We start from the raw sequence: 26,921 nt of genomic DNA on the forward strand, positions 1-26,921 counted from the left end.
CCGGGGCAGCCAGGCTCGGAAGAGGCTGACTACGAGGCCATGTCTGGTGCCCACAGACTCATCTGGCGAGGCATCTGAGGCGTATTCTTTCCGGGGGCTTGTCTCCCGGAAAGAGACGCACTAATGCTATTGCCGATAGCGTTAGCCAGCAAAGGAGGCACGGCATTTCCAATCAGGCGCGCGCCGTCTTCTCGATTACCAAGAAACGCAAAACTATCGGGAAACGATTGAAGGCGTGCCCCCTCACGAAGCGTGATGCTTCGATGTTCCTCGGGATGCCCAAAGCGACCACGGGTGAAACTATCAAATCGCGCAGTAATTGTCACAGACGGCTCATCCCAAGAAAGACGGCCGTAAGTATCAAGATGTCGGTGGTTCCCCTGGTGGCAGGCAAGCTGCAGATGCTTTGGCAGGTACTCCCGACCGCCGCCAGGGGGGACATGCTTGATGCGCTCCACATTGAGGGCACTCAATCTGGCTTCGCGGTAGTGATTCGCAAATTGTGGGTGGCACGTTCCATCTTCTGGCGGTGAGGGGAGATCTCGGATCGCCTCTCCTACCGTACGCACGAAATCGACGGGCGTGGGCCAGGAGAAAGGTACGCCTTTAGGCAAACCAACCAGAAATGCGCGACGTCGTCGCTGTGGAACGCCAAACTCCGCTGCGTCAAGGATAGCTGCATGCACTTCAAAGCCCAAGCCCCTGGCGGCCGCTTCTACCGCCTCAACCAAATGCTTTCCGCGAACGCTTCGAATTGCTGCCACATTCTCCATCAAGAATGCGCGCGGTCTCATCTCGTCCAGCCAGTTCAAGTAGCGCAGCACTAGTAGGTTCCGGGGGTCGTCACGAGCTCCGCGCCGCTGCAATGAAAAGCCCTGGCACGGCGGACCGCCTGCCAGCAAGTCGAGTTGTCCCCGCTCGATGCCGGCCAGCTGAAGAAGCGTCTTTCCGTCGGCAGCCGCTGCATCCACTACTTCAGCCCGCCCCGCCAGATTCTTTCGATGCGTGTCTACGGCGACCTGATCATTATCGAATGCAAGTGCGACAGAAAACCCGGCCTTCTCTAGCCCCAGTGAGAGGCCACCCGCTCCCGCGAATGCGTCGATTGCTTTGAGTGTCACGGATTTAGTACCCCTCCGCGCCTACGAATCCCGGGAATCAGTACGGAAAAACTACTTCCTACAGGCTTGTCTTCCACCTCGAACAGTCCGACCTCTGATGCAACTTCGGGCATTCCGTCTGCAATGTGATCGCCGAATGCCTGTGCAGCCAGGGGGGGGACGGCATTCCCGATTTGCTTGTAGCGGTCGTCAAAAGGCCCCGCAAACTGCCAGTCGGCAGGAAATGTCTGCAAAAGTCCTGCTTCTCTTGCAGTCATTCCACGGTCTTGTTCCGGATGCGCGAATCGACCGCAACTTGGTGTTCTGCATCGGGCAGTAATTGTCGGAGCGGGTCCTGACCACGCGAGCCGCCCATAAACGTCTGTGTATCCTCCATGGGACCCGCGTGTCCGGTCCAAACACTCAGGCCCGACCCCTGCCGGACGTGAACCCCCATCCTGAGGTACTTGGCGAAGGATCTCTATCGTTGAGGCTCGGTGCCGAGAAGTGACGTGCATTGGATCCGCGGGATTGGGCTCGCCACTTGCAATTGGCGGAAGATGACCGATCCAGTCCTTCACTGTGGAGAAGTTGGATGGATCGCATCGAACCTGCGGGAATGTTGGCGTTCGGTTTAGTGTCGCGAGCACCACGGTGCGAAATCGCTCTTGCGGGACTCCGAGTTGAGCCATGTTGAGGATGCGAGCCCGAACGCCGTAGCCAGCTTCCCGAAGCTTCGACCGAAGCTCGTCAAACAAATCCCACGAACGAGAAGAGACCAGATCTGCCACGTTCTCAATCATGACAACATCGGGTCGTAGAGCTACTGCCAAATCGCCAAAGACGCTGAAAAGCTGATTCCTGCCCTTGCGATCTCCACGTACCTTTACGTGGGATGAGAACCCTTGGCATGGTGGGCCACCCGTCAAGAGGAAAGGCTTTCCCTGTGCTCTGGCGCGCACCTGCTCAGCCCACGCCACTCGAAGGTCTTCGTCCTGCAAGGTAAGCAGATCGAGTTGCTCAGGCGCATGACCGAGGTTTGCAGCGTAAGTAGCGTTCGCCCACTTGTCGTTGTCGGCGGCATAAACCGGCACGAACCGGTCAGTTGCGGCCAGACCGGCAGACATGCCGCCGCAGCCGCTGAAGAGGTCTGCGTAGGCCCACTCGGTGTGACTCTGGTTCATGGCTCAGATCTTAGAAGGCTGGACTGACAATACGGGTCTTCTGTGCTGGGCTTGGCCTCAACGTCGTGAGATGCCTGAGGTCCCCTACCCCGCCGGCCAGGCGCTGCTGGTGTCCTGTAGCGAGGGAGCACTGTCGCGGGAGGTGACGAGCCTCACTGAAAGTGGAGGCGAGGGCCCCGTCAACTCTCCAACGTGAGGGCCCAAGACTGGATGAGCGACTGCGTAGAGCCGGGTTGGGCAGGGTCGACAGCGATTATGTCTATGCTGCAGCCCCCGTTGACTCTGCCTAGGCGTTGGATCCGCGGAGGGCCGTGAAGCGCAGGTGCCACGAGTGCAGCAGCATCGGCAGCGAAGGCACCAGCGTGCGCAATCAGTTGGTACAGCGCGTCTTCCGTTACACGCTCGCCAGAACTACGGTACTTGGCGTCGACTAGCCCAACCTTTCCGTGCCGGCGTATGACGATATCGGGGTCAGCCCGCTTTCTTACAGCTTCCGCCTCGCCATGCGCTGCATGGAAGAGCATGATCTTCTGTGACTTTCCGTCAGATACTTGAGCGCTGGGCATGGCTATCCGGCAGAGTTGGCGAACTGCTTCTTCGAAGACTCGATCCACGTTCACCCAACTGCTAAATTGAGCGTCTCCTGATTGGGTGCCGAGTGGTACGCCGTCCAGGAGTGCTCTTCCGACTCTCAGAGTTCTCAGCAGTCCCTCATCTATCTCCAGCTCATTCGATGGAAACGGTGGGTAGGCCACCAACTGGGCGCCGGAAAGGGCATGTACGCATTGCTGAACCCTCCCCTTTTCTGCATGGTGTTGCGAGAGAAGATGCTCAGCGCGCAAGCTAGCCGCGAGTAGGTACCTATTTGTAGCCGTATTCTCTGTCAGTGAGCGATATCGAGTTGTCACTCGATCAGTGCGACCCTTTGCCCACAAGTTAAGGACAGTTTCCCGTACGAGTGCTTTCCCCCTCGGGCGGCTACTTACGGCCTCCACGGTCACGTATTCTTTGCGAATGGATTGTGCTAGTTGCCCTTCGAGTGAGTGAAGGAACTCCCGTGCGAGAGCGACGATGGCTGGGACGGGGCGGCTCGGAGTCGCCAGCTGCTCGGCTTGCCTTCGCCCGCTGGATGAGAGCGACAGGCAGGCTGCTACCGTACCCGGGACAAGTTCGTCAATTTGTACTACCAGTCCATTGTGGAATACGAGCGTTCCAACGTAAGGGCCGACTTCTAGCTCGACTCCGAGACGAGTGCGGCGCAGGGTCGCCACACCGGCGCGCGCCCAGGGCAGTTCCAAAGCCTGCTCAATCGACGTTCCGATATCGATCTCGGTGAGTTGGAGTCGCCCGTAGGTTCTTGTCTTCACGGCGCTTCGGTGCTCTCGGCGTAAGCACCGTGACGCCATGGGTAACCTTGCTCAATCCTCTCCGGCTCCGGGTAGACGTTGAGTCCTCCCCGCCGCAGAAAGAAGCGGATGGATTCATGCCATAGGTCGTGCAAATCCGTTGGGTTCTGGATTCCGACAAAAAGTCCGTGACCAAACGGAGCGTCGGCGGGCAGCTCTTCGAACCACTGAACAACTTGCGACCTGAGCTTTTCGTCCATGCCGGCAGCGGCAAGAATTCTGTCTAGTGCGCCTGAATCGCGAGGAATCTCGATCTGTCGCAAACGGCGCACCAACGCGTCATCCATGTTGACGACGCTGCGGTCCGCGGGATTGAGAGTTGCGATTACGACCAGATTGCGCGCAATGGTCACGTCTCGTGAAAGACTAGGCACCAGAAACGGGCGATCCCTGTACTCAATGTAGGTGAGGAGTTCTCCCAGTACATTTGCTACGTCAGCTCGACTTAGTTCGTCTACGATGAGTACGTGAGTCTTGCCCGGATGAGATAGTGCAGCGTCATTGATTCGGACCAATGCTCCAGGTGTTGGCTCGAAAGTGCCGCCGATAGGTGCAAGTCCTCCGACAAATTCTTCATAAGTGAAGCTGGCGTGGAATTGTACGGTTAGAATGCGGGTAGGGTCGCCCTCAGCGAGGATGAGTGCAGCCTCTTCGGCGATCCGCGTCTTGCCCGTCCCGGCCGGGCCGACGAGGGCTATAATCTGGCGATCTCCGTACCGGCGGCACTTGTCTACTACTCTGCTGGCGGTCACGTCGGTTGAGGGTTCGACTGTTACAGAGGATCCAGCTGAGCCGAGCCATTGAACGTATTCGCTACGAGTCGACGTTTCATTAAACTCGGGAGGATTCGCGATGGCCTCGTCAAGTAGCGGTATGTATTCCTTGGAGAGATGGCGGTACCCGTCGGGCCGATCGCGAGGCTCTAGAAGCAGGCCTTTAAAAGCTGCCCGGGAAAACCAGGTATCGAGTCTGTCCGATTGGTCTGCTCCAGCATCGGGTTGACGAGGTCCTAGGGCCGAGTCCATGAGGATCGGGTCGCTGGGATTGTATCCAGGACGGGACCGGGCGGCGGAGATCCTTTGGATGGCCGTGGTGACGTCGGAATCCCGCAAGCATGGAGTAAGAGCTCTGCCCAACTCTTCCCAGTGCAGCTTGTTGTCTAGAGCCCTCATTGCGCGCCAGATGGCGAGAAGAGGGCGAATATCGGTTCCGTCTGGATACTTGGTGCTTGAAAGGGGGTTTTCCAACTGATACTTCGCGAGAACGGGAACTACGAGCCTGGCGAGCTGAGGCCGCGATGCTAGATGCAGTTCCTGACTGAAGTCGTCTACTCGCTGGTATTGGATCTCTAGTAGCTCCAGAAGCTTATTGCCGAAGTTGGTTGAATGGAGCGTTCCTCCATCTTCATAGAGCAACCCCAGACCGCGAAAAAGGGCCATGTAAGTGCGAAAGCGCTGGTTAGCCTGCTCCTGTAGTTCAGGAGCTACTGGCTTGCTTCTTATGCCGAGATTCTTGCGGACATCCTCATACGGAGCCTTCCACGGCTTGCCATCTGAATGCAGCATCGCGTGAAGCAGCGCCGCCCCTACGTCGGCCGGCCTTGCCAAGGCGCGCAGTTCGGGTACCACGTCTCTGCCAGAGATGTCCCAGTGTCCAGTCACGCGTACAGAGTGCCATGCACGTGCAACAGCCGAGGCTCCTGCGCGGTGGAGTGTGCGCATCCTCCACCGCCGTTGCTGGTCTGCGGAGTCTTGAGGCCGAGTCAAGGGGGCTGCGAGCGGCCCCGACGTGTCAGAGCTCTTCGCGGGTGGCCTCGAGGTCGAGGATCCCCCCGAGCGCGGTCGCACGCTCGCCGTTGTCAGGCCTCCGGCTCGAAGCCGTTGCCCCAGTCTCGTCGACCGCGACCAACCAGTAATTGGCCTTACCTGCGCTGATCCCGCCTAGAGCCGGGCTCGGTCATGTGCGTATCCGCAGTGTCAAAGACAGCATGCCTTCGGTCCGAGGTACACCCGCCGTCAGCTCCGTAGAGCAGCGACCACGCACACCTCTCAATCAGCGACCAGGGCGTCGCGGAGAGATGGACGCCCCTCCATCGGAGCCACCTGCGGGCAAGGGGTCTTAAAGCCACTCCCGACCCTCCCGGGCCGCCGAACAACCTACGGAGCGGCTTTGGCCGGTGTCCTGCCTGGTTTGGGGTCGGGCATGATCAGGGGGCCGTACGCTTTCCGGCTACTCGGGCAGGCTTGTCCCCTGCCCGCAATGTGTCCGAGTGGCCCCCTGGTCTTGCTCGACGCGGGTCCCGGATCGGGGAGGTGGGTAAAGCCGTGGAGGTCCCCACCCCCGGCCTGGTTCTTTTCGCCCCCTTGTGGGCGCGGGCGGGCGACGACGTGCGGCCCCGGTGGCGTAGACATGTAGGGGCAAGCGCGGCGGCGTCCGGCCGGCGCCGCCGCGCTGTGCGCGGCACCTCTGACCTCTGCGTCAGACTGCTACCGCAGTTCAGGAGGCCGGGAATGCAGACGTTCGATGCGTCAAATGCGGTGTTCTCCCGAGCGTCCGCCTCTTCCCCCGGGGGGCCTTGTTCTGCTGGTGTCTATGGCATCTTCGGGGGGCGACTCGGGGGCATAGCAGGCATGGGGCGGGGCAGGTCCTGTGCGTATGGCGGCTGGACTGGCAATGACCTCGCTCGCTGACCGAAGCCCCAGGTCGGGCAGCGAGCGAAGCGAGCCTTGATGACGTAGGGAAAGTCTGTCCGCGGCTGCCATCTTGCGGCCGTGCATCGCTGCTGCTGCCATATCCATGGGCGTATTGCGACGTCGTGGGGGGCCTCGCGTGAGCGATCTGAAGATCACTGTGTGGAAGCGATACGGACATGATCGGCTCTACGTGAATCTCCCGAACGGGGTTGCCGTAGCCTTCCTCGACCGAAGGACAGGGCAAGTAACCATCCTGCGAGAAGAGCACCGTGATGCAGCCATGGATGCCCTGGCACGCTACCTGTCCTCGACTGCCCCTGCCCCATCCCCGCCGACGCCTTCCCCAGCACCCTCGCTGCCGCTGTTATCCGCCCAGGACGACTTGGCGCTGAATCGACCGGGCGCCGCCCTGCGAGCCAAGCTCGCTGCTGCCGGCCCTGGGCCAATGAAGCGAGCTGCGGCTTGGTTGCTGCGTCGTGACTCTGAGTGGGACCCCTGGCGCAAGGGACTGGCTGGCGAGCGTCGCGTGGGTGCCGAACTGCGACGCTTATCAAGTTCTGGCTGGCGTGTGCTGCACTCCGTCCCGCTGCCTCGCGAGGTGGACGTTGATCACCTGCTCATCGGACCCGGCGGAGTCTTCAGCATCAATACAAAGCACCACCGGAAGGCGAACGTGTGGGTCGGGGACGACTCGGTCCGGGTGAATCACGGCAGGCCGCGGCCCTATGTGCGGAAGAGTCGCGCGGAAGCGCAACGGGTCCAGAGAGCGCTGGGTCGCCACTGCGACTTCGACGTGCCTGTTGAGCCTGTCATCGTGTTCGTCGGAGTCAGCGAGTTGAAGTGCGTCGTGACTCTGCTGGACGTCCGGATTTATCAGGAACGCGAGATCGCAGCCCTCGGCCCGCTGCACGGCGTGTTGAACCCAGATCAGATCGAGCGGGTCTATCAGGTTGCGCGGCACCGCAAGGCGTGGGCACAGGCTTGAGAAGCGCACCAAGCCCCGCTCGGGGGAAGCCCTACGCTCCGAAGGCCAACAGTGGCACGTTGTAGAGGTCGGGATTTTGCGGGCGGGTCATGACTGGTGACTTGACCTCTACGACCAGCATCTCGACGAGGAACTGAACACGGGCGCTGAGCAGATGGCTGGTGTGTCCGTTGGCGGATCGCGCCTTCTCTCCGAGAGATGTATGGATGTGTGGAAGCACCGTGTCCGTCTCGGCGTCGTAGGCAAGCGTGCCGCAGCCCATCGCTTCGACCCCGGTCAGGTGCACCTTGCTCCACACCGGTGCCTCAGGGTTCTCCAGCTTCTCGCACGCACCCACGATCTCAGCCTCGGCGAAGCCGGCGATGAACATGGGGATGTAGCCATGCTGGACCCCGTTACTGCGGCAGAACTGGGCGAGAGTGGGAAAGAAGTCGTCGCCGTGGTCGAACGTCACGCCGAAGGTTCGGCCGGTGGTCAACTCGTAGCTGCGCAAGACAGTCCTCTCGGAAGGTCGGGGTCCTCAGCCGTGGGTGCTGTTGAAGTGCTTTTCGATCTCGTCGTGATCGGCTCCTCGCATGAGGAGTAGCTGCAAGAGGATCCGCGCCTTGACCGGGCCGAGGGTGTTGGCTGAGATGAGGCCGCGGGCAAGCAGGTCCGATTCCGACCCCGGAAACCCGTAAGTGCCGCGGAGCACGGGGCCCGCCCCCGTTCGGGTCGCGAGGATCACTGGCATCTGCTTGGCAAGGTCTGTGAGGGCGTCGACGCAAGCCATGGGGACGTGGCCGGCGCCGAAGGCCGCGACCACGAGACCGTTGACCTGTGCGCCGATCGCCTGGAGCACAGCCCCGTCATCACCCAGTCCGATGAGTGCCACAGCAGTCCGGACGTCGCGCTTGGTCTTCTGCAGCGAAATCCTCGGCTGGTCACCTGGATACGTCCACAGCCGCACTCGGTCCTCAGCGATGTAGCCGATGGGCCCCGGGTAGGACGTGAAGGCCGTGGGGCTGGTGGCGTGAGCCTTGCGAACCCAGCGAGCGGCATGAATCTCTTCGCCGAACACGACAACGACGCCTGCACCTCGGGCTTCGACGCTGGCGGCGGTACGAACTGCCGCGAGGACGTTGGCTGGCCCGTCGGCACCTGCCATGCTCGCGTTGCGCATCGCTCCAGTGATCACGACTGGCATTTCACCGGAGTACACCAAGTCGATCAGGTACGAAGTCTCTTCAATGGTGTCTGTGCCCTGGGTGATGACCACACCGTCAACGTCGAGCGCCTCGATCTCCCGTGCAAGGTCGAGCAAGTCACTGAACGCGAGTGAGGCGCCTGGAAGCCTTCGAAAGTCGCGGACCTCAACCGTGAGCCCAGTCTCGGCAAGGCCCGGGACGGCGGCCACGAGATCATCGGCTGAGAGCGTCGGGGTAGCGCCGCCGGTGTCTTGGGAGGTCATCGCGATGGTGCCGCCAAGCGAGAGCACCGCAATCCGTCGCGACTCAGTCATGTGCCGTTCCTTCCGTCTGTGGCTTGCAGGCTAGCTGTCAGCGGGCAACGAACCGACATATGCGCAGGCCGCGTCGATGCCGACCGCAGACACGAGTCGGCTTCTGGACTGAATCAGTCCAGAGGTTCCGTGCTTACCGAGCTGCCCACACCGCTGGATCAACCAAGTCCATGGGAGGTCCAAGTAGTGGGCCAGTGCCCGCAAGCGCTGATCCGCGGTCGGGGCCTTGATGATGGAGTCAGCTGCCACGTCGCCGGCCGCATTGGTGAACTCGCGCACGATGGAGGAACGGCCGGTCACGTCGACGTGCCACATGCCATCGCCACGCACCCAGTTGGCGATGACTGCTTCCCTCTTCGGCGACACCACGAAGCCTTCAACGGATGCGTAAGACGGGTCGCTTGTGAACTGCGCATGGATGCCCAGTGACTCCATGAGAGCCACTGCGAGGAAGAGCAAGACGCGCTCGTGCCGTGGTGAGGTTCGGACAACCGCTTCGGGTACGCAGAACGCTCGCGTGCTCGGGCCCCCGAGCGCCCTGGTGGTGGCCTGAAGGTAGGGGTACTTGTGATCAAAGATCAGCCATGCGCTGGCCTCTTCGCCTCGCTGCTCACGCGTCCAGAACGCGGGTAGCTCGGGTAGATCCGGCAGCGCCTTGAGGATGTGGCGTGCACAGAAGTCTGAGCCAAGCCACATGTGGGCAACGGCGTTCAGTCCCGGCGCTGCCTCTCGGCTGACAGCCGAGGACGACAGGCGGTCGTAGCGCTCGAGGTCCGTTCGTGTCTCTGCCAGGGCCTGGTCGTCGGCCTGCAGTGCGTCGTCGTAGTTGGAAACCGCCCAGAGGATGCCGAATGTCAGGTCGTCCAGTTCGTAGGCGAGTGGCGCGGTCACCTCTTGGATGCCCGCGGTGCGAGTGAGTCGTCTTCTGGCGTTCCGGCCGTCGAGTACGTAGAACTGCGGCGTTTCATCGCTAGCAGCGGCCCCGATGATCAAACCTCGGCCTGGCCGATCGAGAAAGTCGGTGACACGACGTTGGTCAGGCAGGGATACGACCGCTCGTCCGCCCTCGACTCTTGCGGGATGAAGCTGCAAGGCTAGGTCAGATCCGAGCATCGATCTTCCGCCAGGCATCAAGGCGGTCCAGTCGACTCCGTGATCGGGCACCCGCTGGGAAAGTTGCAGGTCAGGCCATTCGGACGCGACCGCAGCGGCGAAGCCGAAGGGATCGTTCACGCTGCTGGCGGCTGGAGGCCAGGGAGGCGTCCCCGCGGCCAATCCATTGCCCGCCTGACTGAGTAATGCAGCTGCACTCCCGACCAGAAACGACCGTCGATCGACCTCGGCCCACACGTTGCCCTCCTCATCTATCCGCAGCTTCATCGTGCCTGCGGCAAGGGCGTTCTGGAGATCAAGGCCTGAAGTGTCCACATGGTTTGACTGCCTGGCTAATCGCGTGCGCCCATCACGACGTTGAGCATTGGCAAGGTCCCATAGCCGTGTCAGAGTCCCGTCGGCGCCAAGTGCTTCGTCACAGGCAATGGCCACTTCTCGGGAAGGGAAGCGTGTTGCCTTCTCGACCTTGCTCAACGTGTCACCGCTGGTGAAGACCCGCGCTCCTAGCTGATCTTGAGACAGGCCTCGGAGCTCCCTCCAATGTCGGAGCTCCGCCCCAAAGAAGTGCTGGGCGGAGTCAGTGGGGGAGAGCTTTCTCGGCGTCTGGGCCATGATCCATGCCTCTCATGTGGACAGATACCGGGCCGCGCCTGTGTCCACATCCGGCCCATGGAGATGGGGCAACTGCTGAGCGTCAATGGATGTAGGCCCGGTTCGCCCGGTGCGAAGCCTTGACGGATGGAGCTGGTGGAGATGGAACGGAGCCAAGATCAGAGGGATGCACTGCTGCGCCGCATGAGGCTCATCCGTATGGAGTTGGACGAACTCACCTGTCGTTTCGACCTACTTAAGGCTGCTTTGGGAACACAGCTGCCTCGATCGCAGCCAAGCGGCCGGCGAGGTCCTGAATCGCGTTCTGGATCTCAGCGAGTTGAGCGGCGAGTGCGTCGTCCCCCTCCGCTTCTGACTCCTGGCCGGCGGGGCGAACGAACACGCCCTTCCCTTGCTGCCCAATGACAAGACCCTCGGTGCGGAGCACGCTGATTGCAGCCTTAACGACGCTCGCCGACACTCCGTACTGAGCGCACAGCTGCGCCGTTGACGGCAACGAGTCTTCAGGCTCCAGAACCCCGTTCTGAATCATCTCGCGCAGCTTGTCGGCGATCTGCAGATACGCGGGCACACCGGACTTTTCGACTCTCTTTGCGGTCGTCACACCTCCAGCTTCGCGGCAACCCTTCCGACTAGGCAACCCAAGTACTCCTTGACAACTAGGCATGCCAAGTCGACTATGTATGCACGGATCAAATCCTCAACCCCTTCTGGGAGGCAAGTGATGCGTCAGATTCCCGTGGACACCGCCGCGATGACGGTGATGCTCATCCAGGCCCCTGAACCGAAGATCAAGAACCGGGAGACCGGTGAGGTCGCGATCGACAAGCAGTCCGGCAAGACACTGTTCAACGTGAACGTGGCGGTGATCGTGGACGGCCGGCCGGATGCGCTGACGATCGTGGTCGCCGAGGACGGTGTGCAGCCGGACCTGTTCCCCGGTGCGCCGGTGGCTCTGCCGGGTCTGGTCGCCCGCCCGTGGGAGAACGACTTCGGGCACGGCATCAGCTACCGCGCCACCGCCGTGATGGCTCAGGCTCAGCAGGTTCCGGCCGCCTCCAACGGCAAGGTTTGATCGTCATGTCCGGAGGAGCCCTCTTAGCGCTGGCGGTCATAGTCACCGCCCTGCTCCTGGTGGCCCGGGTCAAGGCCCCGGCCGTGTACTGGACGCTGGTCGGTCTCCCGGCCGCCCTGTACCGGGTCCTGTCCTCCTACCGCGCGACGATGGAAGCGTGTGAGCTGACCGTGGCTCCGCCGTGGTGGAAGGTCTTCGCCAAGAAACTGTCCGCCGGTGACACCGTGGCCCGTCCCGGCATCCCGAAGGTTCGTGGGATACGTCCCACCACCACTGGGCTTCGCCTCCGCCTGCGGCTGGCAGCGGGCCTGGCCCCGGACGACGTGGTCAAGTCCGCCGAACGCCTGCGGCACGCCTGGGGCATCTACTCGGTCCACGTCGCTGAGATCAAACCGGGCGTGGTCGACCTGCGGTTGACCGGCTTCGACGTCCTCGACCGGGTACGCATGCCGCGCCGCCTCGCCGTCGGTCCGCTGTCCGTCACCGTGGCCCTGCGGGAGGACGGCCGGCCCTTTGTCCGTAACTACCAGGACATCCCGCACGGCCTCACCCTCGGTGCGAACAAGTCGGGCAAGTCGATGTTCCAACGCTGCCTGATCAAAGGACTCGCGCCGCTGGACGTCGCCATCGTGGGCATCGACTGCAAACGCGGCGTGGAACAGACCCCGTTCGCCCCGCGCCTGACCGCCCTCGCCATCACCCCCGAAGAGGCCGACGGGCTGCTGGACGCCCTGGTGGCAGAGATGGAAGAGCGTTTCGACCTGCTGTGCCTGCACCAGGGCATCAACCCGGACACGCCGCTGGAGGACATCACGTCCGACATCTGGGGCCTGCCCAAGCACCTCCGTCCGGTCCCCATCGTCGTCCTGATCGACGAGATCGCCGAACTGTTCCTGATCACCTCCAAGGCCGACACCACCCGCCGGGACCGCATGGTGACCCAGCTCGTGCGCCTCGCGCAGCTCGCCCGCGCGGTCGGCATCTATCTCGAGGTGTGCGGGCAGCGCTTCGGCTCCGAACTCGGCAAGGGCGCAACCGCGCTGCGGGCCCAGCTCACCGGCCGCGTGGTGCACCGCTGCAACGACAAGCAGACTGCCGACATGGGCCTGGGCGACATCAACGAACTCGCCGTTATCGCCGCAACGGCCATCGCCCCCGAGCGGGCGGGAACCGCGATCGCCGGCGACTCCTCGGGCGGCTGGTCCCGCATCCGCACACCCAAGACGACACTCGGTGAAGTCGCCACGGTGTGCCGCGAGTTCGCACACCTGACCCCGCACATCCCGGCCCTGGACCCCTTCCGGCCGCAGCCCACGTCTCCCGCCGAAAGCAGGGACATGGCCGTCGAAACCGTCTGACCCATCCCGCTCCACACCGGTCGGCGTGACCGCCTTCGCGCCAGGTCCCTACCCGACCCATGCCCGAAAGGAGAGACCCCGTGACAGCACCGAAGCGCACCGCCCGCCGAACGGCCAAGCCCAAGCCCACACCGTGTCCGGACTGCACCACCGGCCAGGTCTCCGAATCCTTCAAGGTCGGCACCCACAGCAAGCGCGAGAGCAGCGACCGGCAGGAAGCCCTGTGCCTGACCTGCTTCGGCACCGGCCAAGCCCCGACCCCCTAGGGAGAGACGCCCATGTGTCCTCATGCCCTGGACGCCAAGCTCACCCACGCCCTGACGCTCCTCGCCGTCGGCTACCTCATCGCCCCGGACGCAGACGAGGAGTTCGCGCACCTGCTGTGCCGGGCCCTGTCCACCGAAGCCGAACAGCGCGCCGACGGCCTCTACCCACCGCCCGGCCACACCTACCCGGGCACCGACTGACCCGCCGGGTGCCGGGCGGCAGGACCTGCGAGCCCCGCCCGGCCCCGGCCCCAAATCACCTGTGAAGGAGGTGAAGACCCGTGACCCTCTCGATCCGCCCCGACGCAGTTCTGGTGCAAGCCGTGATCGCCGGGGCCCTGTCCTTCGCCCACCTGCACGACATCGCCGCCGCCGCAGGGCAGGACGGCTGGAAAGCCTGGGCCTACCCCATCTCGGTGGACCTGCTCCTGGTCGCTGCCTGGCGACGCCTGCGCATCCTCCGCAGCACGGGAGGGCCTATCCGCGCCGCGTGGACCTGGTTCGCCGTCGCCCTCGCCGCATCGCTGGGCGCCAACGTCGCCACCGCCGGGCTGCTCGACCTGAACGACGTCCCCGCATGGCTGCGGATCCTGGTGGCCGGCTGGCCCGCCCTCGCCTTCCTCGGCGGAACCCTCCTCGTCCACACCCCAGCGCAGTCGCACGCAGAGATGCCCGAAGCTGACCGATCCGAACAACCGGCCCCGGACATCGCCGTCAGCCGCGACGAACCCGCCCCGGTCCCTGCTCCCCAGGCTGCTCCGGTACCGGCCCTGCCGCCCGCCGTCCCCGTTCCTCCCGCACTCCTTGCACACGCCCGCAAGATCGCCGACGCGCACCGCGCGACCACAGGCGCGCCGATCGGTGCCGACACCCTGCGCGCCCGCCTCGGTGTCGCTCCGCAGCTCGCCGACGCCATCGCTCTCCAGCTCACCGGAAAGGAATGACCGGCCGTGACTGTCGAACTGCCGCTGATCGTCGTGATCGCCCTCGTCGGCTACTTCGGGATCAAGCTCCGCCGCCCGCCGACCTGGCTGATCGTCGTGCTCCTCCTCGGCGGCTTCCTCCTCGCCGACACCTTCCTCGCCCCGGCGATCGAGTCCGGCACCGAGACCGGTGTCGACGTCGTCGACGGCACCACCAAGTAACCCGCCCAGAAGGGAGAAGCACCGTGATACGTCCCGACGCGCAACTCCGCAGCGGTCACATCCCGGCCGACCTGATCCCCCCGGGCACCGACCCCCGCCAGGTGGTCATCGTCCACGCCGCGCCCCGCTCCTGGACCGGACCCGTGCTCCTGGTCCTGATCGCCACGTTCGGGCTCTGCAGCCTGCTCTACCTCACCACCGTGGCCGTGCTGTCCCTGATCCAGGTGGCCGCAACGACCGCTCTCGCGGTCAAAACAGCGGTTCCCACCCTCGTCGGAGGTGGCGGGCTCATCACCCTTGCCATCAAGACGCCCAAGTCAGAGCGCACGCGCGCCAAACGGTGACCGGCCCCGGAGCGGTCTTCAACCGCCAAGTATCCGCCCCCTCCGGGGCCGCGCCCCTACCCGATCTTTCAACCGGAAGGAACGTTCATCATGCCCGACCGCACTGTTCGCGCTGCCCGGATCTGCCCGGACTGCGACGGCTTCCCCGTCGTCGCCGTCACCACCGGCACCCGCAACCAGGACGGCACCCGGACCACCCTGCCCGTCGTCTGCCCGGCCTGCCACGGCACCGGCCACGCCCCCCACTGGCTCGTCACCAGCCGCTGCCCGAGTGTGCATCTTCACCAGCTCGCTGTGTCTTCGTCCGGGCGGGAGGCACACCGGTGATGCGCCGATCCGCTACCTCCCGGCCGACCTCCATCCATCTGTTCTGCGGTGCCGGCGGTGACTCGGACGGATTCCGCCGGGCCGGCTTCGACGTCGTCCTCGGCGCCAACCACTGGGCACGCGCCATCGAGACGCATGCCGCCAACTTCCCCGAAGCTGAACACCTCTGTGTGGATCTCGACCACTACGACATGCGGCGACTGCCCAAGGCCCGCGTCCTGGTCGGCTCGCCAATCTGCACCGAGGGCAGCCCCGCCGACGGCATCAGCCGCCCCAAGCCCCCGCCGACACCGGGACAGCTGGATCTGCTGGAGGAAGGACCGATCCAGGACGCGGCATGGGAGCGCACCCGGGCCACTGCCTACGACATCCTGCGGGCCGCCGAGGTCCACAACTTCGACGCTGTCGTGTGCGAGAACGTCCCCCGGTTCGCCACTGCCTGGCCGCTGTTCTCCTGGTGGCTGCACGCCTGGGAGATCCTCGGCTTCCGCCACCAGATCGTCTCGGTCACCGCTGCCCACATCGGCGCGGACGACAACCCGCACGCCCCGCAGTGGCGGGACCGCATCTTCATCGTCTTCACCCGCCTCGAACTACGGGCGCCGAACCTTGATGTCCGCCCGCCCGCCTGGTGTGCGGTCTGCCAGCAGGACGTGCTGGCCGTCCAGTCCTGGCGCAACGGACGCAAGATCGGCAAGTACCGGCAGCAGTACGACTTCCGCTGCCCCAACCCCGGCTGCCGTCACCAGATCGTCGAGCCGTACGTACGCCCCGCTGCCAGCGCGATCAACTGGGCAGACCCCGGGATCCGGATCGGCGACCGCCACACCAAGGGCATGAAGCCCCTGGCCGCATCCACCCTCCGCAAGATCCGCCTCGGACTGGACAAGCACCGGATGCCGTCCGTAGTCACCGTCAACCACGGCAACCAGGGCGACGGCCGCGCCTTCCCCGCATCGGCGGCACCGCTGCCCACCCGCACGGTACGGATCGGCGACGGAATCGCCATCCCGCCCCTGCTCGTCCCCACCGGCGGCAGCTGGAACACCGACGCCGCTCCCGTCACCGTGCCCATGCGCACCCGCACCACCCGCGAGAGCGAAGCCCTGCTGCTGCCCGGCCCGTTCATCACCGAGCACCGCGGCGGCGGCTCCACCACCCGGGGAGTCAGCGATCCGCTGGCCGCGATCACCGCCGGAGGCAACCACCACGGCCTGGTCATCCCCTACCGCAAGGGCAGCCCGACCACGACCGCAGCACCGCTGCACACCATCGCCACCCGCGAGTCAGCCGGCTTAGTGCTCGGCACCCATAGCGCCCCCGCCCAGATCGACGTGGAGGACTGCTACTTCCGCATGCTGTCCGCCCGCGAGCACCTGCGCGCCCAGCGCTTCACCGACGACTACACGGTGAAGGGCCACGGAGGAGAGCAGACCAAGCAAGCCGGAAACGCCGTACCCGCCAACGTCGCCCAGTGGATCGCCTCCGCCCTGCTGGAGGTGCTCTGATGCCCCACACCCCCGAACTGGCCCCCGCACCCGAAGTCCTGGCACTGACCGTGTGGCAGCCCTGGGCCAGTGCAATCGCCTACGGCACCAAGCGGATCGAGAACCGCACCTGGCCCACCGACCACCGCGGCCCGGTCCTCATCCACGCCGGCCGCACCACCGACCCGAACGCCAGAGACGCCCCCCTGGCCCGCCCGTTCCTGCGCCGCCCATATCCGAAGGCCGCGATCGTCGCCGTGGCCCACCTCGAGGGCTGCCACGAAGACGACGGCTGGTGCACCCTCTGGTCCGCCCGCGGCAGCTGGCACTGGCGACTGTCCACCGTCGTGCCGCTCGCCGCACCACTGCCCTGGTCCGGTTCCCGCGGTCTGTGGACCCCGCCGCCTCGTCTGCTCGCCTCCCCGCTCCTCGCCGATGCGCTGGAGGCTGCCCGTGGCTGACACGCTCGATCCGACCACCCTGGGCGACCTGCTGAGGGTGGCTTCGGCCCCCGACTTCGACCGCTGGCAAGACCAGATCAAAAAGACCGGCGGCTGCGCCCAACCCGTCCACCTCACCGGCTGGACCCTCACCCGCGACAAAGCCACCGGGCAGGTCCTGCACGCCTACACCACCGCCGACGAGCCGGGCGGCCGGCTGCGCATCGCCTGCGGCAACCGCCGCGCCTCCCGCTGCCAGCCCTGCGCCTACCTCTACGCAGGCGACGCCTACCGCCTCGTCCGCGCCGGCCTGTCCGGCGACACCGCCATGAACATCCCTGCAGCCGTACGGGAGCGGCCCCGGGTCTTCGCGACGCTGACCGCCCCGTCCTTCGGCCGTGTGCACAACATCCCCGACACCGGCCGCTGCCGCTGCGGCACCCGCCACACCGAGAACGACCCCGCCCTCGGCACCGCCCTCGATCCCGCAACGTACGACTACGTCGGGGCAGTCCTGTTCAACAACCACGCAGGCGAGCTGTGGCACCGCTTCGTTAACCGGCTCCGCCGCGAACTCGCCGCCTCTGCCGGACTCACCCAGAAGGCGTTCAAAGAGGCTGCCCGGCTGTCGTTCAACAAGGTCGCCGAATTCCAGAAGCGCGGTGCGATCCACTTCCACGCCGTGATCCGCATCGACGGACCCGACGGGCCGGACACCCTGCCGCCCAGGTGGGCCACGACCGAACTCCTCACCCGCTGCATCGAGGCGGCCGCCGTCCACCCCTACGTCACAGCCACGGTGCCCGCTGTCGAGGACCAGCCCGCGCGCACCCTGCGCTGGGGCACCCAGCTCGACATCCGCCCCATCCGCGCCTTCGACGACGGCAGCGACATCAGCGAAGGGGCAGTTGCCTCCTACGTGGCCAAGTACGCCACCAAAGCCGCTGAGACCACCGGCACGCTCGACCGCCGCATTGGCGAACTCGCCGAACTCGACCAGCAGCACGTACCCGACCACGCCCGGCGGCTCATCCGCGCCTGCTGGGAACTCGATGCGATCTACCCGGAACGCAGGATGTGGGCCTGGGCGCACATGCTCGGCTTCCGCGGTCACTTCCTCACCAAGTCGCGCCGCTACTCCTCAACCTTCGCCGAACGGCGCCAGGTCCGGGCCGACTACCGCGCCACCGAGCAACGCCAAGCCCTCGGCCTGCCCGAGCCGGATACGACCCTCGTGCTCGCCGACTGGCGCTACGCCGGCCACGGCCACACCCCCGGCGAGTCCGCCCTCGCCGCATCCATCGCCGAAGACATCCGCATCAACCGAGAAACCGCCAGAGAAGCCAGGCAAGACCAGCTCGCCTTGGAAGGAGCCTGACGTGAAAGACGAGCTGATGACTGTTCCGCAGATCCTCTCCGAGCTCGGTGGTGTATCGCGCCGGACCTTCTACCGGTGGCGGGAGCTGGGACAGGGGCCGGCGGCTTTCAAGCTGCCCAACGGTGAGCTGCGCGTCTGGCGCTCGGACTTCTCGGCTTGGCTCCGTGAGCTGGAAGGGGCTGCTGCGTGAAGTCGACCGACGTGCGGGTGTGGTCGATTCGGGCCAAGAACGGTGCCCGTCCCTCCTATCAGGTGCGATGGAAGGTGGCAGGGGAGCCCTTTTCGCAGACTCGTAAGACCAAAGCGCTCGCCGATAGCTTCCGCTCCAAGCTTCTGAGGGCTGCGCGGGAGGGCGAGGAGTTCGACACTGAGTCGGGGCTACCGGACTCGATGGCTGAGAAGAAGGCCACGCTGAGCTGGTACGAATTCGCGCTGAGGTACCTCGCGATGAAATGGCCGCACGCGGCTCCCAACACGCGCGACGGCATCAATGAATCGCTTGCCTCCGTGACGATCTCGCTTCTGGATGATCGACCGGGGAGGCCTGCCATTGAAGCGCTTCGCAAGGCTCTGCGAACGTGGGCCTTCGTCCTTCCCGGACCCGACGACAGGGAACTCCCTGTCGAGGTCGGCAACACTCTTCATTGGGTCGCCAAAGCCTCGCTCCCTCTGACGGACCTCTCTGACCCGGTGGTCGGACGGGCTGTTCTCGACTCGCTCAAGCTGAAACTGGATGGCACCGCGGCGGCTGCCGAGACGGTACGACGCAAGCGGCGCACCCTCGTCAACGCCTTGAATTACGCCGTTGACCTGGGGGAGTTCTCGGAGAATCCGCTTGCTTCCCTGCGCTGGCAGAAGCCTAAGGTTTCCAGCGAAGTGGACCCGCGGGTCGTTGCGAACCCTGAGCAAGCTCGGTCCCTGCTGCACGCCGTCTCGTACGTCGGCGGCTACCGGCGTGCCCGTGGCCGGCGCCTGGTGGGCCTGTTCGCCGGGATGTATTTCGGGGGCTTTCGGCCTGCTGAGGTAGTGGGCCTGGCCGAGCCGGATCTGACGCTCCCCGCGTCCGGGTGGGGCTCTGCACTGCTGCACCGGACACGTCCGAGCGTGGGCAAGCAGTGGACCGACTCAGGGGCGAGCCACGACGACCGCGGCCTGAAGAATCGATCGAACGAGGACGTACGTCGTGTGCCCATTCCTCCCCAGCTCGTGGTGATCTTCCGCGAGCACATCGAGACCTTCGGGACCGCTGACGACGGTCGTCTGTTCTTCAGCGAGAACGGGGGAGTGGTCTCCTCCTCGACGTACTACCGGGCGTGGCAGGAAGCCCGAGTATTGGCGCTACCGCCGGCCGTGGTGGCCTCCCCGCTCGCCCGGCGCCCGTACGACCTCCGGCACTCCGCGCTCTCGACGTGGCTGAACGCCGGAGTGGACGCCACAGAGGTTGCAGAGCGTGCGGGCAACAGTGTCGAAGTCCTGCTCAGCCGGTACGCCAAGTGCCTCGACGGCAGACAGGAAGTCGCCAACCGCCGGATCGAAGACCTGCTGCGCGAGTACGAGTGATCGCGGCTGGGCCGTGGTGCTTCATACTCCGGGCGTGGACATATCCGACGACGGACAAAAGCTCGATCCTGAGTGGATCGAGGTCGGCAACAACATATGCGGCAGCCTCCGGGGCTGTCGTGACGCCTCCTCTGTGGCGGAGCGGTTCGTGCAGGCCGGCTGGAGGTCGCGGTCGTCATCCTGGTACGCGTACGAGCTTGAGACCCGTTGGTGTCAGGTGGAGATCGAACCCATCGACGCTTCGGACCTCTTGCTGAATGGCGTTGTCGACCCGCGGCGACTCGACGAGCTCGCCGGCCTGCTCAACCGCTTCGGACTGACATACAGACTGGAGCTCCCCGACGCCAACGGCACCCTGGTCCGCGAGGTCCGAGCGTGATCCACTGAAGCCCAACTGCACGGCCCCTGGACCTGTCCGGGGGCCTTGGCCATTTCCGGCTGCTGGCCTGGGACGACGCGCCATGATCCAGGCCGCGAATAGGCCGCAGCGCCTGTCATACGGCGACTCCGAGCGGCATACGGCTGCACATGCAAGAAGACCCCGGCCTCAGCGTTTCCGCTGGTGACGGGGTCTTTGGGCACCTCATACAGGGTGCCCCCGGCAGGATTCGAACCTGCGCACACGGCTCCGGAGGCCGTTGCTCTATCCCCTGAGCTACGGGGGCGTACGCCCCGCTGTTGCGCGGCGACGGGTAGAACCCTACCAGCTCCCCAAGGGTCTCCGTGAACAGGTATTTCGAGCCTCGGAGCGGTGCCCTGCCGCGCCCCTCGCCGTCTCGTGTACACGGATTCCGGTGGGACCGGAATCCGTGTACACGATCTGTTCGACGATGCTCGAGCAGGCTGCTTTGGCCGCTTCCGGGACCGGTCCGGCCGGGTCCGACGTCGCTGTCGGCGGCCAACGCCATGAGCCCCGGCCACACCCGCCCGGAGGGGTCGGGCGCCGGCCCCGCGTCGCTCAGCCCCGGCGCCTCCGACCTGGGCGTCGCGTCCCCGTCCCCCTCGGTCCTGACGCCCCCACGTCCCGCACCTGTCGCCCGCCTGCGTCGCTCCCACGGGTCAACCGCCTCCGCGTCCTCGTGGCCCGCCCGCGCCACCCACTCCCACGGGCCGGACGCGCACCCGCCTCCTCGTCGCCCGCCCCCCCGCGCGTTTCCGTCCGCCCGCGTCCCGCCCGCGCCACCCGCTCCCACGGGCCGGACGCGCACCCGCCTCCTCGTCGCCCGCCCCCGCGCGTTTCCGTCCGCCCGTGCCCCGCCCGCGCGCCTCCGTCCGCCCGCGTCGCGCCGCGCGCGTCGGAAGTGGGTAAAACCCGGACGCAGGGCCGGGTGGCGACCTACTCTCGAGTTGTGTCCGGCACGTCCGGCCGAGTGCTCGTTGTGGATGACAACCGGGTGATTCGGCAGCTGATCAGGGTCAACCTCGAGCTGGAGGGTTTCGAGGTCGTGACCGCGGCCGATGGTGCCGAGTGTCTCGATGTCGTCCACCGCGTCCGGCCCGACGTCGTCACCCTCGATGTGGTCATGCCCCGTCTCGACGGGCTGCGCACCGCCGCCCGGCTGCGCGCGGACGCGCGGACCAGCCATCTGCCCGTCGCCATCATCAGCGCGTGTACGCAGTACGAGATGGACAGCGGCATCGCCGCCGGCGTCGACGCCTTTCTCGCCAAGCCCTTCGAGCCGGCCGAGCTGGTGCAGCTCGTACGGCAGTTGATGCACAGGGAGGGTCCGCCGTCCGTAGACGGCAGGCATGGGGTCGGGCGGGCGGGGAGCACGCGCGGCTGACCGCATCGCGAAACCGGTTCGCAAAGGGCCCCCCTCCCTCCCATACGCTTGTCCCGTGACACCCGCTGAGCTCTCCCGTACCGTCCGGCACGCCGTGTGCCGTGCGGTGGAGGACGGTGTGCTGCGCGCCCCTGTGCCCGAGAGCGTCAGCGTCGAGCGGCCGCGGCCCGGGGGGTCCGGTGACTACGCCACCAATGTCGCCCTCCGCCTCGCGGGGCCCGCGGGCCGGCCGCCCCGTGCCGTCGCCGAAATGCTGCGCTCCCGCATCGCCGAGGCCCCCGGGATTGCCGGGATCGAGATCACCGGGCCCGGCTTCCTCAACATCACCCTCGACTCGCGTGCGCAGCAGGAGCTCGTACGGGAGGTGCTGGAGCGGGGCTGCAAGTACGGGTGGACGGAGCTCACCGGAGCGGTCGCCCAGCCCAGCTGTCGCGCCGACGTGCGGGCTGCCGTCACCGCCGACGCCCTCCGCCGGATCCTGTTGTCGCAGGGGACCCTGAGTCGTATCTACTGCGAAGCGACCGTCGACCCTGCCTGGGCCGATCTGGGGGTACGCATCGGGGCCGAGGGGGCTCGCCCCTTTCTCCGCACCGATGTGATGCCGGTGCCCGCCGAGGACGATGCGGCCACCCTGTTGCGACGCCTCGGGGTCGATGCCGCGCGCTGGGGGCTGCTGGCCGCCGCGCCTCACGACCGGCCGCGGACCGGTGACGAGCTCCTCGTACAGCATGTGAGCAATCCCCTCTTCCGGGTCCGGTACGCCTACTCCCGCACCCGCGCCCTCACCCGCAACGCCGAGCAGCTCGGCTTCGACAGCGCCCCCCAGGCGCACGTCGACGCCCCCGCCCTCACCACCGCGATCGGCGACCACCCTGCCGTCCTCGCCTCCGCGGCCCGGCTGCGCGCGCCCGACCGGCTCGTCCGGCATCTTGAGAGCACCGCCGATGCCCTTCTCGGCTTCCAGCACACGGTGCTGCCCGTGGGTGACGAGAAACCCTCGGCTGCCCACCGTTCCCGGCTGGCTCTCGCCGAAGCCGCCGGGACGGTGCTGGCTGGTGGCCTGTCCCTGCTCGGCATCAGCGCACCCGAATACCTGTGAGATGTGAGAGACAGATGAGCCGATCCGCACACCCCGCCGGACCCCGTCACGCCGACGTCCTTCCCGAGGGCCACTACACCGCCCCGCCCACCGACCTCAACGCCCTCGACGAGAAGGTCTGGGCCCGCACGGTCGGCCGCAACGACGACGGGGTCGTCACCGTCGGGGGGATCGAAGTCACCCGGCTGGCCGAGGAGTTCGGCACACCCGCCTACTTCCTCGACGAGGCCGACTTCCGCGCCCGCTGCCGCGCCTGGGCCGACGCCTTCGGCAAGGACGCGGATGTGTTCTATGCCGGGAAGGCCTTCCTCAGCAGGGCCGTCGTGCGATGGCTCACGGAGGAAGGGCTCAACCTCGATGTGTGCTCCGGGGGAGAGCTGACGACCGCGCTCGATGCCGGGATGCCCGCCGAGCGCATCGCCTTCCACGGCAACAACAAGTCCGAGGAAGAGATCCGACGGGCCGTCGGGGCCGGCGTCGGGCGTATCGTCCTCGACTCCTTCCCGGAGATCGTCCGCGTCGCCCACATCGCCCACAGCCTCGGCAAGCGGCAGCGCGTACAGATCCGTGTGACGGTCGGCGTCGAGGCCCACACCCACGAGTTCATCGCCACCGCGCACGAGGACCAGAAGTTCGGCATCGCGCTCGCGGGCGGCCAGGCGGCGGAGGCCGTGCGGCGAGCGCTCCGGCTGGACGGGCTCGAGCTCATCGGCATTCATTCGCACATCGGGTCGCAGATCTTCGACATGGCCGGTTTCGAGGTGTCCGCCCGCCGCGTCGTCCAGCTGCTCGCCGAAGTACGCGACGAGCACGGCATCGAGCTGCCCGAGATCGACCTCGGGGGCGGCCTCGGTATCGCGTACACCTCGGACGACGACCCCCGCGAGCCGCACCACATCGCCAAGGCCCTGGGCGAGATCGTCACCCGTGAGTGCGAGGCCGCCGGGCTGCGCACGCCGAGGATCTCCGTCGAGCCGGGCCGCGCCATCGTCGGGCCCACCGCGTTCACGCTGTACGAGGTCGGCACCGTCAAGCCGCTCGAGGGGCTGCGGACGTACGTCAGCGTCGACGGCGGGATGTCCGACAACATCCGTACCGCCCTGTACGACGCCGAGTACAGCGTCGCGCTCGTCTCGCGCACCTCCGATGCGCCTGCGATGCTCAGCCGCGTCGTCGGCAAGCACTGTGAGAGTGGCGACATCGTGGTCAAGGACGCGTTCCTGCCCGCCGACCTCGCGCCCGGCGATCTGATCGCCGTGCCGGCCACCGGCGCGTACTGCCGTTCCATGGCCAGCAACTACAACCACGCACTTCGCCCGCCTGTCGTCGCCGTCAGGGACGGCGGGGCGCGGGTGATCGTCCGGCGTGAGACGGAGGAAGATCTCCTGCGTCTCGATGTCGGTTGATGAAATAGATGTCTCGCAATCTGGACGGGGGATAGAAACTTCCGTCCGGTGCGTGAGACTGGTTCGCACTCAAGCTGTGAAAGCTGTGAAGGGAAACGAGGTCGGATGATGCGTACGCGTCCGCTGAAGGTGGCGCTGCTGGGCTGTGGAGTGGTCGGCTCAGAGGTGGCGCGCATCATGACGACGCACGCCGACGACCTCGCCGCCCGCATCGGCGCCCCGGTGGAGCTCGCCGGGGTCGCCGTGCGCCGCCCCTCCAAGGTGCGCGCCGGTATCGATCCCTCGCTGATCACCACCGACGCCACCGCGCTCGTCAAACGCGGCGACATCGACGTCGTCATCGAGGTCATCGGTGGCATCGAGCCCGCCCGCACCCTGATCACCACCGCCTTCGAGCACGGCGCCTCCGTCGTCTCCGCCAACAAGGCACTGCTCGCCGAGGACGGCGCGACCCTCTACGCCGCCGCCGAGCAGCACGGCAGGGATCTGTACTTCGAGGCGGCCGTCGCGGGTGCGATTCCCCTGATCAGGCCGCTGCGCGAGTCCCTGGCGGGCGACAAGGTCAACCGGGTGCTCGGCATCGTCAACGGCACGACCAACTTCATCCTCGACAAGATGGACAGCTCCGGCGCCGGCTACTCCGAGGCGCTCGACGAGGCCACCGCCCTCGGGTACGCCGAGGCCGACCCGACCGCCGACGTCGAGGGCTTCGACGCCGCCGCCAAGGCCGCCATCCTGGCCGGGATCGCCTTCCACACCCGCGTACGGCTCGATGACGTCTACCGCGAGGGCCTGACCGAGGTCACCGCCGCCGACATCGTCTCCGCGAAGCGCATGGGCTGCACCGTCAAGCTCCTCGCGATCTGTGAGCGCGCCGCCGACGGGCGGTCGGTCACCGCCCGCGTCCACCCGGCGATGATCCCGCTCAGCCACCCGCTGGCCTCCGTGCGCGAGGCGTACAACGCGGTGTTCGTCGAGGCGGACGCCGCGGGCCAGCTGATGTTCTACGGCCCCGGCGCCGGCGGCGCCCCGACCGCCTCCGCGGTGCTCGGCGACCTGGTCGCCGTCTGCCGCAACAGGCTCGCCGAGGCAACGGGGCCCGGCGAGTCCGCGTACACCCAGCTGCCCGTGAGCCCCATGGGCGACGTGGTGACGCGGTACCACATCAGCCTCGACGTGGCCGACAAGCCGGGCGTACTCGCCCAGGTGGCAACGGTCTTCGCCGAGCACGGCGTATCGATCGATACGGTGCGCCAGCAGGGCAAGGACGGCGAGGCATCCCTCGTCGTCGTCACCCACCGCGCGCCCGACGCCGCCCTGTCAGGGACCGTCGAGGCGCTGCGCAAGCTCGACACCGTGCGCGGTGTCGCCAGCATCATGCGTGTTGAAGGGGAGTAAGGGACCCATGACCACCAACGGCACCCACCAGTGGCGCGGCATCATCGAGGAGTACCGGGACCGTCTTCCGGTCACGGACACGACGCCGGTCGTCACGCTGCGCGAGGGTGGCACGCCGCTCGTCCCGGCGCAGGTCCTCTCCGAGCGCACCGGCTGCGAGGTCCACCTCAAGGTCGAGGGCGCCAACCCGACCGGGTCCTTCAAGGACCGCGGTATGACGATGGCCATCACCAAGGCCAAGGAGGAGGGTGCGCAGGCCGTCATCTGCGCCTCCACCGGCAACACCTCCGCCTCGGCGGCCGCCTACGCGGTACGGGCCGGAATGGTCTGTGCGGTCCTGGTGCCGCAGGGCAAGATCGCGCTCGGCAAGATGGGCCAGGCGCTCGTCTACGGCTCGAAAATCCTGCAGGTCGACGGCAACTTCGACGACTGCCTGAACCTGGCCCGCGCCCTGTCGGAGAACTACCCCGTGGCGCTGGTCAATTCGGTCAATCCGTTCCGCATCGAGGGCCAGAAGACCGCCTCGTTCGAAATCGTCGACGCGCTGGGCGACGCCCCCGACATCCATGTGCTGCCCGTCGGCAACGCCGGCAACATCACGGCGTACTGGAAGGGCTACAAGGAGTACGCCGAGGACAGGATGTCCACGCACACTCCCCGGATGTGGGGTTTCCAGGCATCCGGCTCGGCGCCCATCGTACGCGGCGAGATCGTCAAGGACCCCTCGACCATTGCCACCGCGATCCGGATCGGAAACCCGGCTTCCTGGCAGCACGCGCTCGCGGCGCGCGACGAGTCGGGCGGGTTCATCGACGAGGTGACAGACCGTGAGATCCTGCGCGCCTACCGGCTGTTGGCCTCCCAGGAGGGCGTCTTCGTCGAGCCCGCGTCGGCCGCGTCCGTCGCCGGTCTGCTCAAGGCCGTCGAACAGGGCAAGGTCGACAGGGGCCAGAGGATCGTCTGCACGGTCACCGGAAACGGCCTGAAGGACCCCGACTGGGCGGTCGCCGGAGCGCCCCAGCCGGTCACCGTCCCGGTCGACGCCGCCGCGGCGGCCGAGCGCCTGGGTCTCGCGTGAGCGTCCGGCAGGGCCGCACGAGCTGACAGCAGAACGGCACAGAGCCCTGCCGGAGTTGGCCGATTGCCTACTGGTGCGTAGGGCAACCCGGCCGAAGCCCCGCGTAGGTGCACAGGAGGCCCGCGACACGCATCGTGCGCCTCCTGTGCGCCCTATGTCGCAGGTGAACCTTCCTTCGATAG

28 protein-coding genes and 1 tRNA gene are annotated in these 26,921 nt (G+C 66.2%); 20 read left to right on the forward strand and 9 right to left on the reverse strand.

What is annotated here, in order from left to right:
* Positions 1 to 29: 29 nt before the first annotated feature.
* The 4 genes from ACFYWI_RS00680 to ACFYWI_RS00695 form a co-directional block, all read right to left on the reverse strand.
* Positions 30 to 1,121 carry a DNA cytosine methyltransferase gene (locus ACFYWI_RS00680; protein ID WP_389223296.1) on the reverse strand — a complete coding sequence of 364 codons (1,092 nt, stop codon included), beginning with the start codon at positions 1,119 to 1,121 and terminating at the stop codon, positions 30 to 32.
* The gene (locus ACFYWI_RS00685; RefSeq protein WP_389223299.1) at positions 1,118 to 2,284 is read right to left on the reverse strand and encodes a DNA cytosine methyltransferase; all 1,167 of its coding nucleotides are present in this window, start codon (positions 2,282 to 2,284) and stop codon (positions 1,118 to 1,120) included. The genes ACFYWI_RS00680 and ACFYWI_RS00685 overlap by 4 nt, the downstream gene beginning before the upstream one ends.
* 179 nt (positions 2,285 to 2,463) lie before the next feature.
* On the reverse strand, positions 2,464 to 3,690 hold the full coding sequence (locus tag ACFYWI_RS00690; protein ID WP_389223302.1) for a hypothetical protein: 1,227 nt from the start codon (positions 3,688 to 3,690) through the stop codon (positions 2,464 to 2,466).
* Positions 3,648 to 5,351 (reverse strand): McrB family protein, encoded by a 1,704-nt coding sequence (locus ACFYWI_RS00695; protein ID WP_389223305.1) that lies wholly within the window; start codon positions 5,349 to 5,351, stop codon positions 3,648 to 3,650. The genes ACFYWI_RS00690 and ACFYWI_RS00695 overlap by 43 nt, the downstream gene beginning before the upstream one ends.
* Positions 5,352 to 6,519: 1,168 nt before the next feature.
* On the opposite strand from ACFYWI_RS00695, the gene ACFYWI_RS00700 reads away from it, so the two are divergent.
* Positions 6,520 to 7,368: a nuclease-related domain-containing protein gene (locus ACFYWI_RS00700; RefSeq protein ID WP_389223308.1), complete on the forward strand. Its 849-nt coding sequence runs from the start codon at positions 6,520 to 6,522 to the stop codon at positions 7,366 to 7,368.
* Between the two features lie 31 nt (positions 7,369 to 7,399).
* Here ACFYWI_RS00700 and ACFYWI_RS00705 read toward each other — a convergent pair whose 3' ends face one another.
* The 4 genes from ACFYWI_RS00705 to ACFYWI_RS00720 all read right to left on the reverse strand — a co-directional run bounded on the left by ACFYWI_RS00705 (position 7,400) and on the right by ACFYWI_RS00720 (position 11,198).
* Positions 7,400 to 7,861: a PPC domain-containing DNA-binding protein gene (locus tag ACFYWI_RS00705; protein WP_389223311.1), complete on the reverse strand. Its 462-nt coding sequence runs from the start codon at positions 7,859 to 7,861 to the stop codon at positions 7,400 to 7,402.
* Between the two features lie 27 nt (positions 7,862 to 7,888).
* The gene (locus tag ACFYWI_RS00710) at positions 7,889 to 8,869 is read right to left on the reverse strand and encodes an asparaginase (RefSeq protein WP_389223313.1); all 981 of its coding nucleotides are present in this window, start codon (positions 8,867 to 8,869) and stop codon (positions 7,889 to 7,891) included.
* Between the two features lie 30 nt (positions 8,870 to 8,899).
* Complete coding sequence (locus ACFYWI_RS00715; protein ID WP_389223316.1) at positions 8,900 to 10,594, reverse strand: helix-turn-helix domain-containing protein; 1,695 nt, start codon at positions 10,592 to 10,594, stop codon at positions 8,900 to 8,902.
* A gap of 235 nt (positions 10,595 to 10,829) precedes the next feature.
* Positions 10,830 to 11,198 carry a winged helix-turn-helix domain-containing protein gene (locus ACFYWI_RS00720; protein WP_389223319.1) on the reverse strand — a complete coding sequence of 123 codons (369 nt, stop codon included), beginning with the start codon at positions 11,196 to 11,198 and terminating at the stop codon, positions 10,830 to 10,832.
* Positions 11,199 to 11,318: 120 nt separating this feature from the next.
* Between ACFYWI_RS00720 and ACFYWI_RS00725 the strand changes: the two genes are divergently transcribed.
* The 14 genes from ACFYWI_RS00725 (at position 11,319) to ACFYWI_RS00790 (ending at position 20,353) form a co-directional block, all read left to right on the forward strand.
* Entirely contained in the window at positions 11,319 to 11,669 is a 351-nt protein-coding gene (locus ACFYWI_RS00725) for a hypothetical protein (protein WP_389223322.1), read from the forward strand.
* 5 nt (positions 11,670 to 11,674) lie between these two features.
* Positions 11,675 to 13,027: an FtsK/SpoIIIE domain-containing protein gene (locus ACFYWI_RS00730; RefSeq protein ID WP_389223325.1), complete on the forward strand. Its 1,353-nt coding sequence runs from the start codon at positions 11,675 to 11,677 to the stop codon at positions 13,025 to 13,027.
* 80 nt (positions 13,028 to 13,107) lie between these two features.
* The gene (locus ACFYWI_RS00735) at positions 13,108 to 13,293 is read left to right on the forward strand and encodes a hypothetical protein (RefSeq protein ID WP_389223328.1); all 186 of its coding nucleotides are present in this window, start codon (positions 13,108 to 13,110) and stop codon (positions 13,291 to 13,293) included.
* A gap of 12 nt (positions 13,294 to 13,305) precedes the next feature.
* Entirely contained in the window at positions 13,306 to 13,494 is a 189-nt protein-coding gene (locus ACFYWI_RS00740; protein ID WP_389223331.1) for a hypothetical protein, read from the forward strand.
* An 80-nt stretch (positions 13,495 to 13,574) separates the two neighbouring features.
* On the forward strand, positions 13,575 to 14,237 hold the full coding sequence (locus ACFYWI_RS00745) for a DUF2637 domain-containing protein (protein ID WP_389223334.1): 663 nt from the start codon (positions 13,575 to 13,577) through the stop codon (positions 14,235 to 14,237).
* Between the two features lie 6 nt (positions 14,238 to 14,243).
* Complete coding sequence (locus ACFYWI_RS00750; RefSeq protein ID WP_389223337.1) at positions 14,244 to 14,438, forward strand: hypothetical protein; 195 nt, start codon at positions 14,244 to 14,246, stop codon at positions 14,436 to 14,438.
* Positions 14,439 to 14,461: 23 nt separating this feature from the next.
* Positions 14,462 to 14,782, forward strand: a complete 321-nt coding sequence (locus ACFYWI_RS00755) for a hypothetical protein (protein ID WP_389223340.1) — start codon at positions 14,462 to 14,464, stop codon at positions 14,780 to 14,782.
* A gap of 90 nt (positions 14,783 to 14,872) precedes the next feature.
* On the forward strand, positions 14,873 to 15,109 hold the full coding sequence (locus ACFYWI_RS00760) for a hypothetical protein (protein ID WP_389223343.1): 237 nt from the start codon (positions 14,873 to 14,875) through the stop codon (positions 15,107 to 15,109).
* Positions 15,109 to 16,617, forward strand: a complete 1,509-nt coding sequence (locus tag ACFYWI_RS00765; protein WP_389223346.1) for a DNA cytosine methyltransferase — start codon at positions 15,109 to 15,111, stop codon at positions 16,615 to 16,617. Before ACFYWI_RS00760 ends, ACFYWI_RS00765 begins: the two co-directional genes overlap by 1 nt.
* Positions 16,617 to 17,057, forward strand: a complete 441-nt coding sequence (locus tag ACFYWI_RS00770) for an ASCH domain-containing protein (protein WP_389223349.1) — start codon at positions 16,617 to 16,619, stop codon at positions 17,055 to 17,057. Before ACFYWI_RS00765 ends, ACFYWI_RS00770 begins: the two co-directional genes overlap by 1 nt.
* A complete protein-coding gene (gene repSA, locus ACFYWI_RS00775) occupies positions 17,032 to 18,414 on the forward strand; it encodes a replication initiator protein RepSA (protein ID WP_389223352.1) in 1,383 nt (460 codons plus the stop codon). The genes ACFYWI_RS00770 and repSA overlap by 26 nt, the downstream gene beginning before the upstream one ends.
* A 16-nt stretch (positions 18,415 to 18,430) precedes the next feature.
* The gene (locus ACFYWI_RS00780; protein WP_389224406.1) at positions 18,431 to 18,604 is read left to right on the forward strand and encodes a helix-turn-helix transcriptional regulator; all 174 of its coding nucleotides are present in this window, start codon (positions 18,431 to 18,433) and stop codon (positions 18,602 to 18,604) included.
* Positions 18,601 to 19,974 (forward strand): tyrosine-type recombinase/integrase, encoded by a 1,374-nt coding sequence (locus tag ACFYWI_RS00785; RefSeq protein WP_389223355.1) that lies wholly within the window; start codon positions 18,601 to 18,603, stop codon positions 19,972 to 19,974. The genes ACFYWI_RS00780 and ACFYWI_RS00785 overlap by 4 nt, the downstream gene beginning before the upstream one ends.
* Positions 19,975 to 20,008: 34 nt before the next feature.
* Positions 20,009 to 20,353, forward strand: a complete 345-nt coding sequence (locus ACFYWI_RS00790; RefSeq protein WP_389223359.1) for a hypothetical protein — start codon at positions 20,009 to 20,011, stop codon at positions 20,351 to 20,353.
* 214 nt (positions 20,354 to 20,567) lie between these two features.
* On the opposite strand, the gene ACFYWI_RS00795 is transcribed toward ACFYWI_RS00790, so the two are convergent.
* Positions 20,568 to 20,639, reverse strand: a tRNA-Arg gene (locus ACFYWI_RS00795).
* Positions 20,640 to 21,275: 636 nt separating this feature from the next.
* On the opposite strand from ACFYWI_RS00795, the gene ACFYWI_RS00800 reads away from it, so the two are divergent.
* The 5 genes from ACFYWI_RS00800 (at position 21,276) to thrC (ending at position 26,739) form a co-directional block, all read left to right on the forward strand.
* A complete protein-coding gene (locus ACFYWI_RS00800; protein WP_389223362.1) occupies positions 21,276 to 21,758 on the forward strand; it encodes a response regulator in 483 nt (160 codons plus the stop codon).
* A 55-nt stretch (positions 21,759 to 21,813) separates the two neighbouring features.
* Complete coding sequence (nrtL, locus tag ACFYWI_RS00805) at positions 21,814 to 22,857, forward strand: ArgS-related anticodon-binding protein NrtL (RefSeq protein ID WP_389223365.1); 1,044 nt, start codon at positions 21,814 to 21,816, stop codon at positions 22,855 to 22,857.
* 14 nt (positions 22,858 to 22,871) lie between these two features.
* On the forward strand, positions 22,872 to 24,263 hold the full coding sequence (gene lysA / locus ACFYWI_RS00810; RefSeq protein WP_389223368.1) for a diaminopimelate decarboxylase: 1,392 nt from the start codon (positions 22,872 to 22,874) through the stop codon (positions 24,261 to 24,263).
* 108 nt (positions 24,264 to 24,371) lie between these two features.
* Positions 24,372 to 25,661: a homoserine dehydrogenase gene (locus tag ACFYWI_RS00815; protein ID WP_389224408.1), complete on the forward strand. Its 1,290-nt coding sequence runs from the start codon at positions 24,372 to 24,374 to the stop codon at positions 25,659 to 25,661.
* Positions 25,662 to 25,668: 7 nt separating this feature from the next.
* On the forward strand, positions 25,669 to 26,739 hold the full coding sequence (thrC, locus tag ACFYWI_RS00820; RefSeq protein WP_389223371.1) for a threonine synthase: 1,071 nt from the start codon (positions 25,669 to 25,671) through the stop codon (positions 26,737 to 26,739).
* Positions 26,740 to 26,921 lie beyond the last annotated feature (182 nt).

Source organism: Streptomyces sp. NPDC002889, assembly GCF_042888425.1.
In the GTDB taxonomy this organism is placed as follows: Bacteria; Actinomycetota; Actinomycetes; order Streptomycetales; family Streptomycetaceae; genus Streptomyces.

Coding starts and splice junctions, on each gene's coding strand:
- ACFYWI_RS00760 (WP_389223343.1), top strand. CDS start 14,873: ATGCCCGACCGCACTGTTCGCGCTGCCCGGATCTGCCCGGACTGCGAC.
- ACFYWI_RS00715 (WP_389223316.1), bottom strand. CDS start 10,594: ATGGCCCAGACGCCGAGAAAGCTCTCCCCCACTGACTCCGCCCAGCAC.
- ACFYWI_RS00815 (WP_389224408.1), top strand. CDS start 24,372: ATGCGTACGCGTCCGCTGAAGGTGGCGCTGCTGGGCTGTGGAGTGGTC.
- lysA (WP_389223368.1), top strand. CDS start 22,872: ATGAGCCGATCCGCACACCCCGCCGGACCCCGTCACGCCGACGTCCTT.
- ACFYWI_RS00725 (WP_389223322.1), top strand. CDS start 11,319: ATGCGTCAGATTCCCGTGGACACCGCCGCGATGACGGTGATGCTCATC.
- ACFYWI_RS00780 (WP_389224406.1), top strand. CDS start 18,431: ATGACTGTTCCGCAGATCCTCTCCGAGCTCGGTGGTGTATCGCGCCGG.
- ACFYWI_RS00685 (WP_389223299.1), bottom strand. CDS start 2,284: ATGAACCAGAGTCACACCGAGTGGGCCTACGCAGACCTCTTCAGCGGC.
- thrC (WP_389223371.1), top strand. CDS start 25,669: ATGACCACCAACGGCACCCACCAGTGGCGCGGCATCATCGAGGAGTAC.
- ACFYWI_RS00770 (WP_389223349.1), top strand. CDS start 16,617: ATGCCCCACACCCCCGAACTGGCCCCCGCACCCGAAGTCCTGGCACTG.
- ACFYWI_RS00740 (WP_389223331.1), top strand. CDS start 13,306: ATGTGTCCTCATGCCCTGGACGCCAAGCTCACCCACGCCCTGACGCTC.
- ACFYWI_RS00765 (WP_389223346.1), top strand. CDS start 15,109: ATGCGCCGATCCGCTACCTCCCGGCCGACCTCCATCCATCTGTTCTGC.
- ACFYWI_RS00690 (WP_389223302.1), bottom strand. CDS start 3,690: ATGGCGTCACGGTGCTTACGCCGAGAGCACCGAAGCGCCGTGAAGACA.
- ACFYWI_RS00710 (WP_389223313.1), bottom strand. CDS start 8,869: ATGACTGAGTCGCGACGGATTGCGGTGCTCTCGCTTGGCGGCACCATC.
- repSA (WP_389223352.1), top strand. CDS start 17,032: ATGCGCTGGAGGCTGCCCGTGGCTGACACGCTCGATCCGACCACCCTG.
- ACFYWI_RS00730 (WP_389223325.1), top strand. CDS start 11,675: ATGTCCGGAGGAGCCCTCTTAGCGCTGGCGGTCATAGTCACCGCCCTG.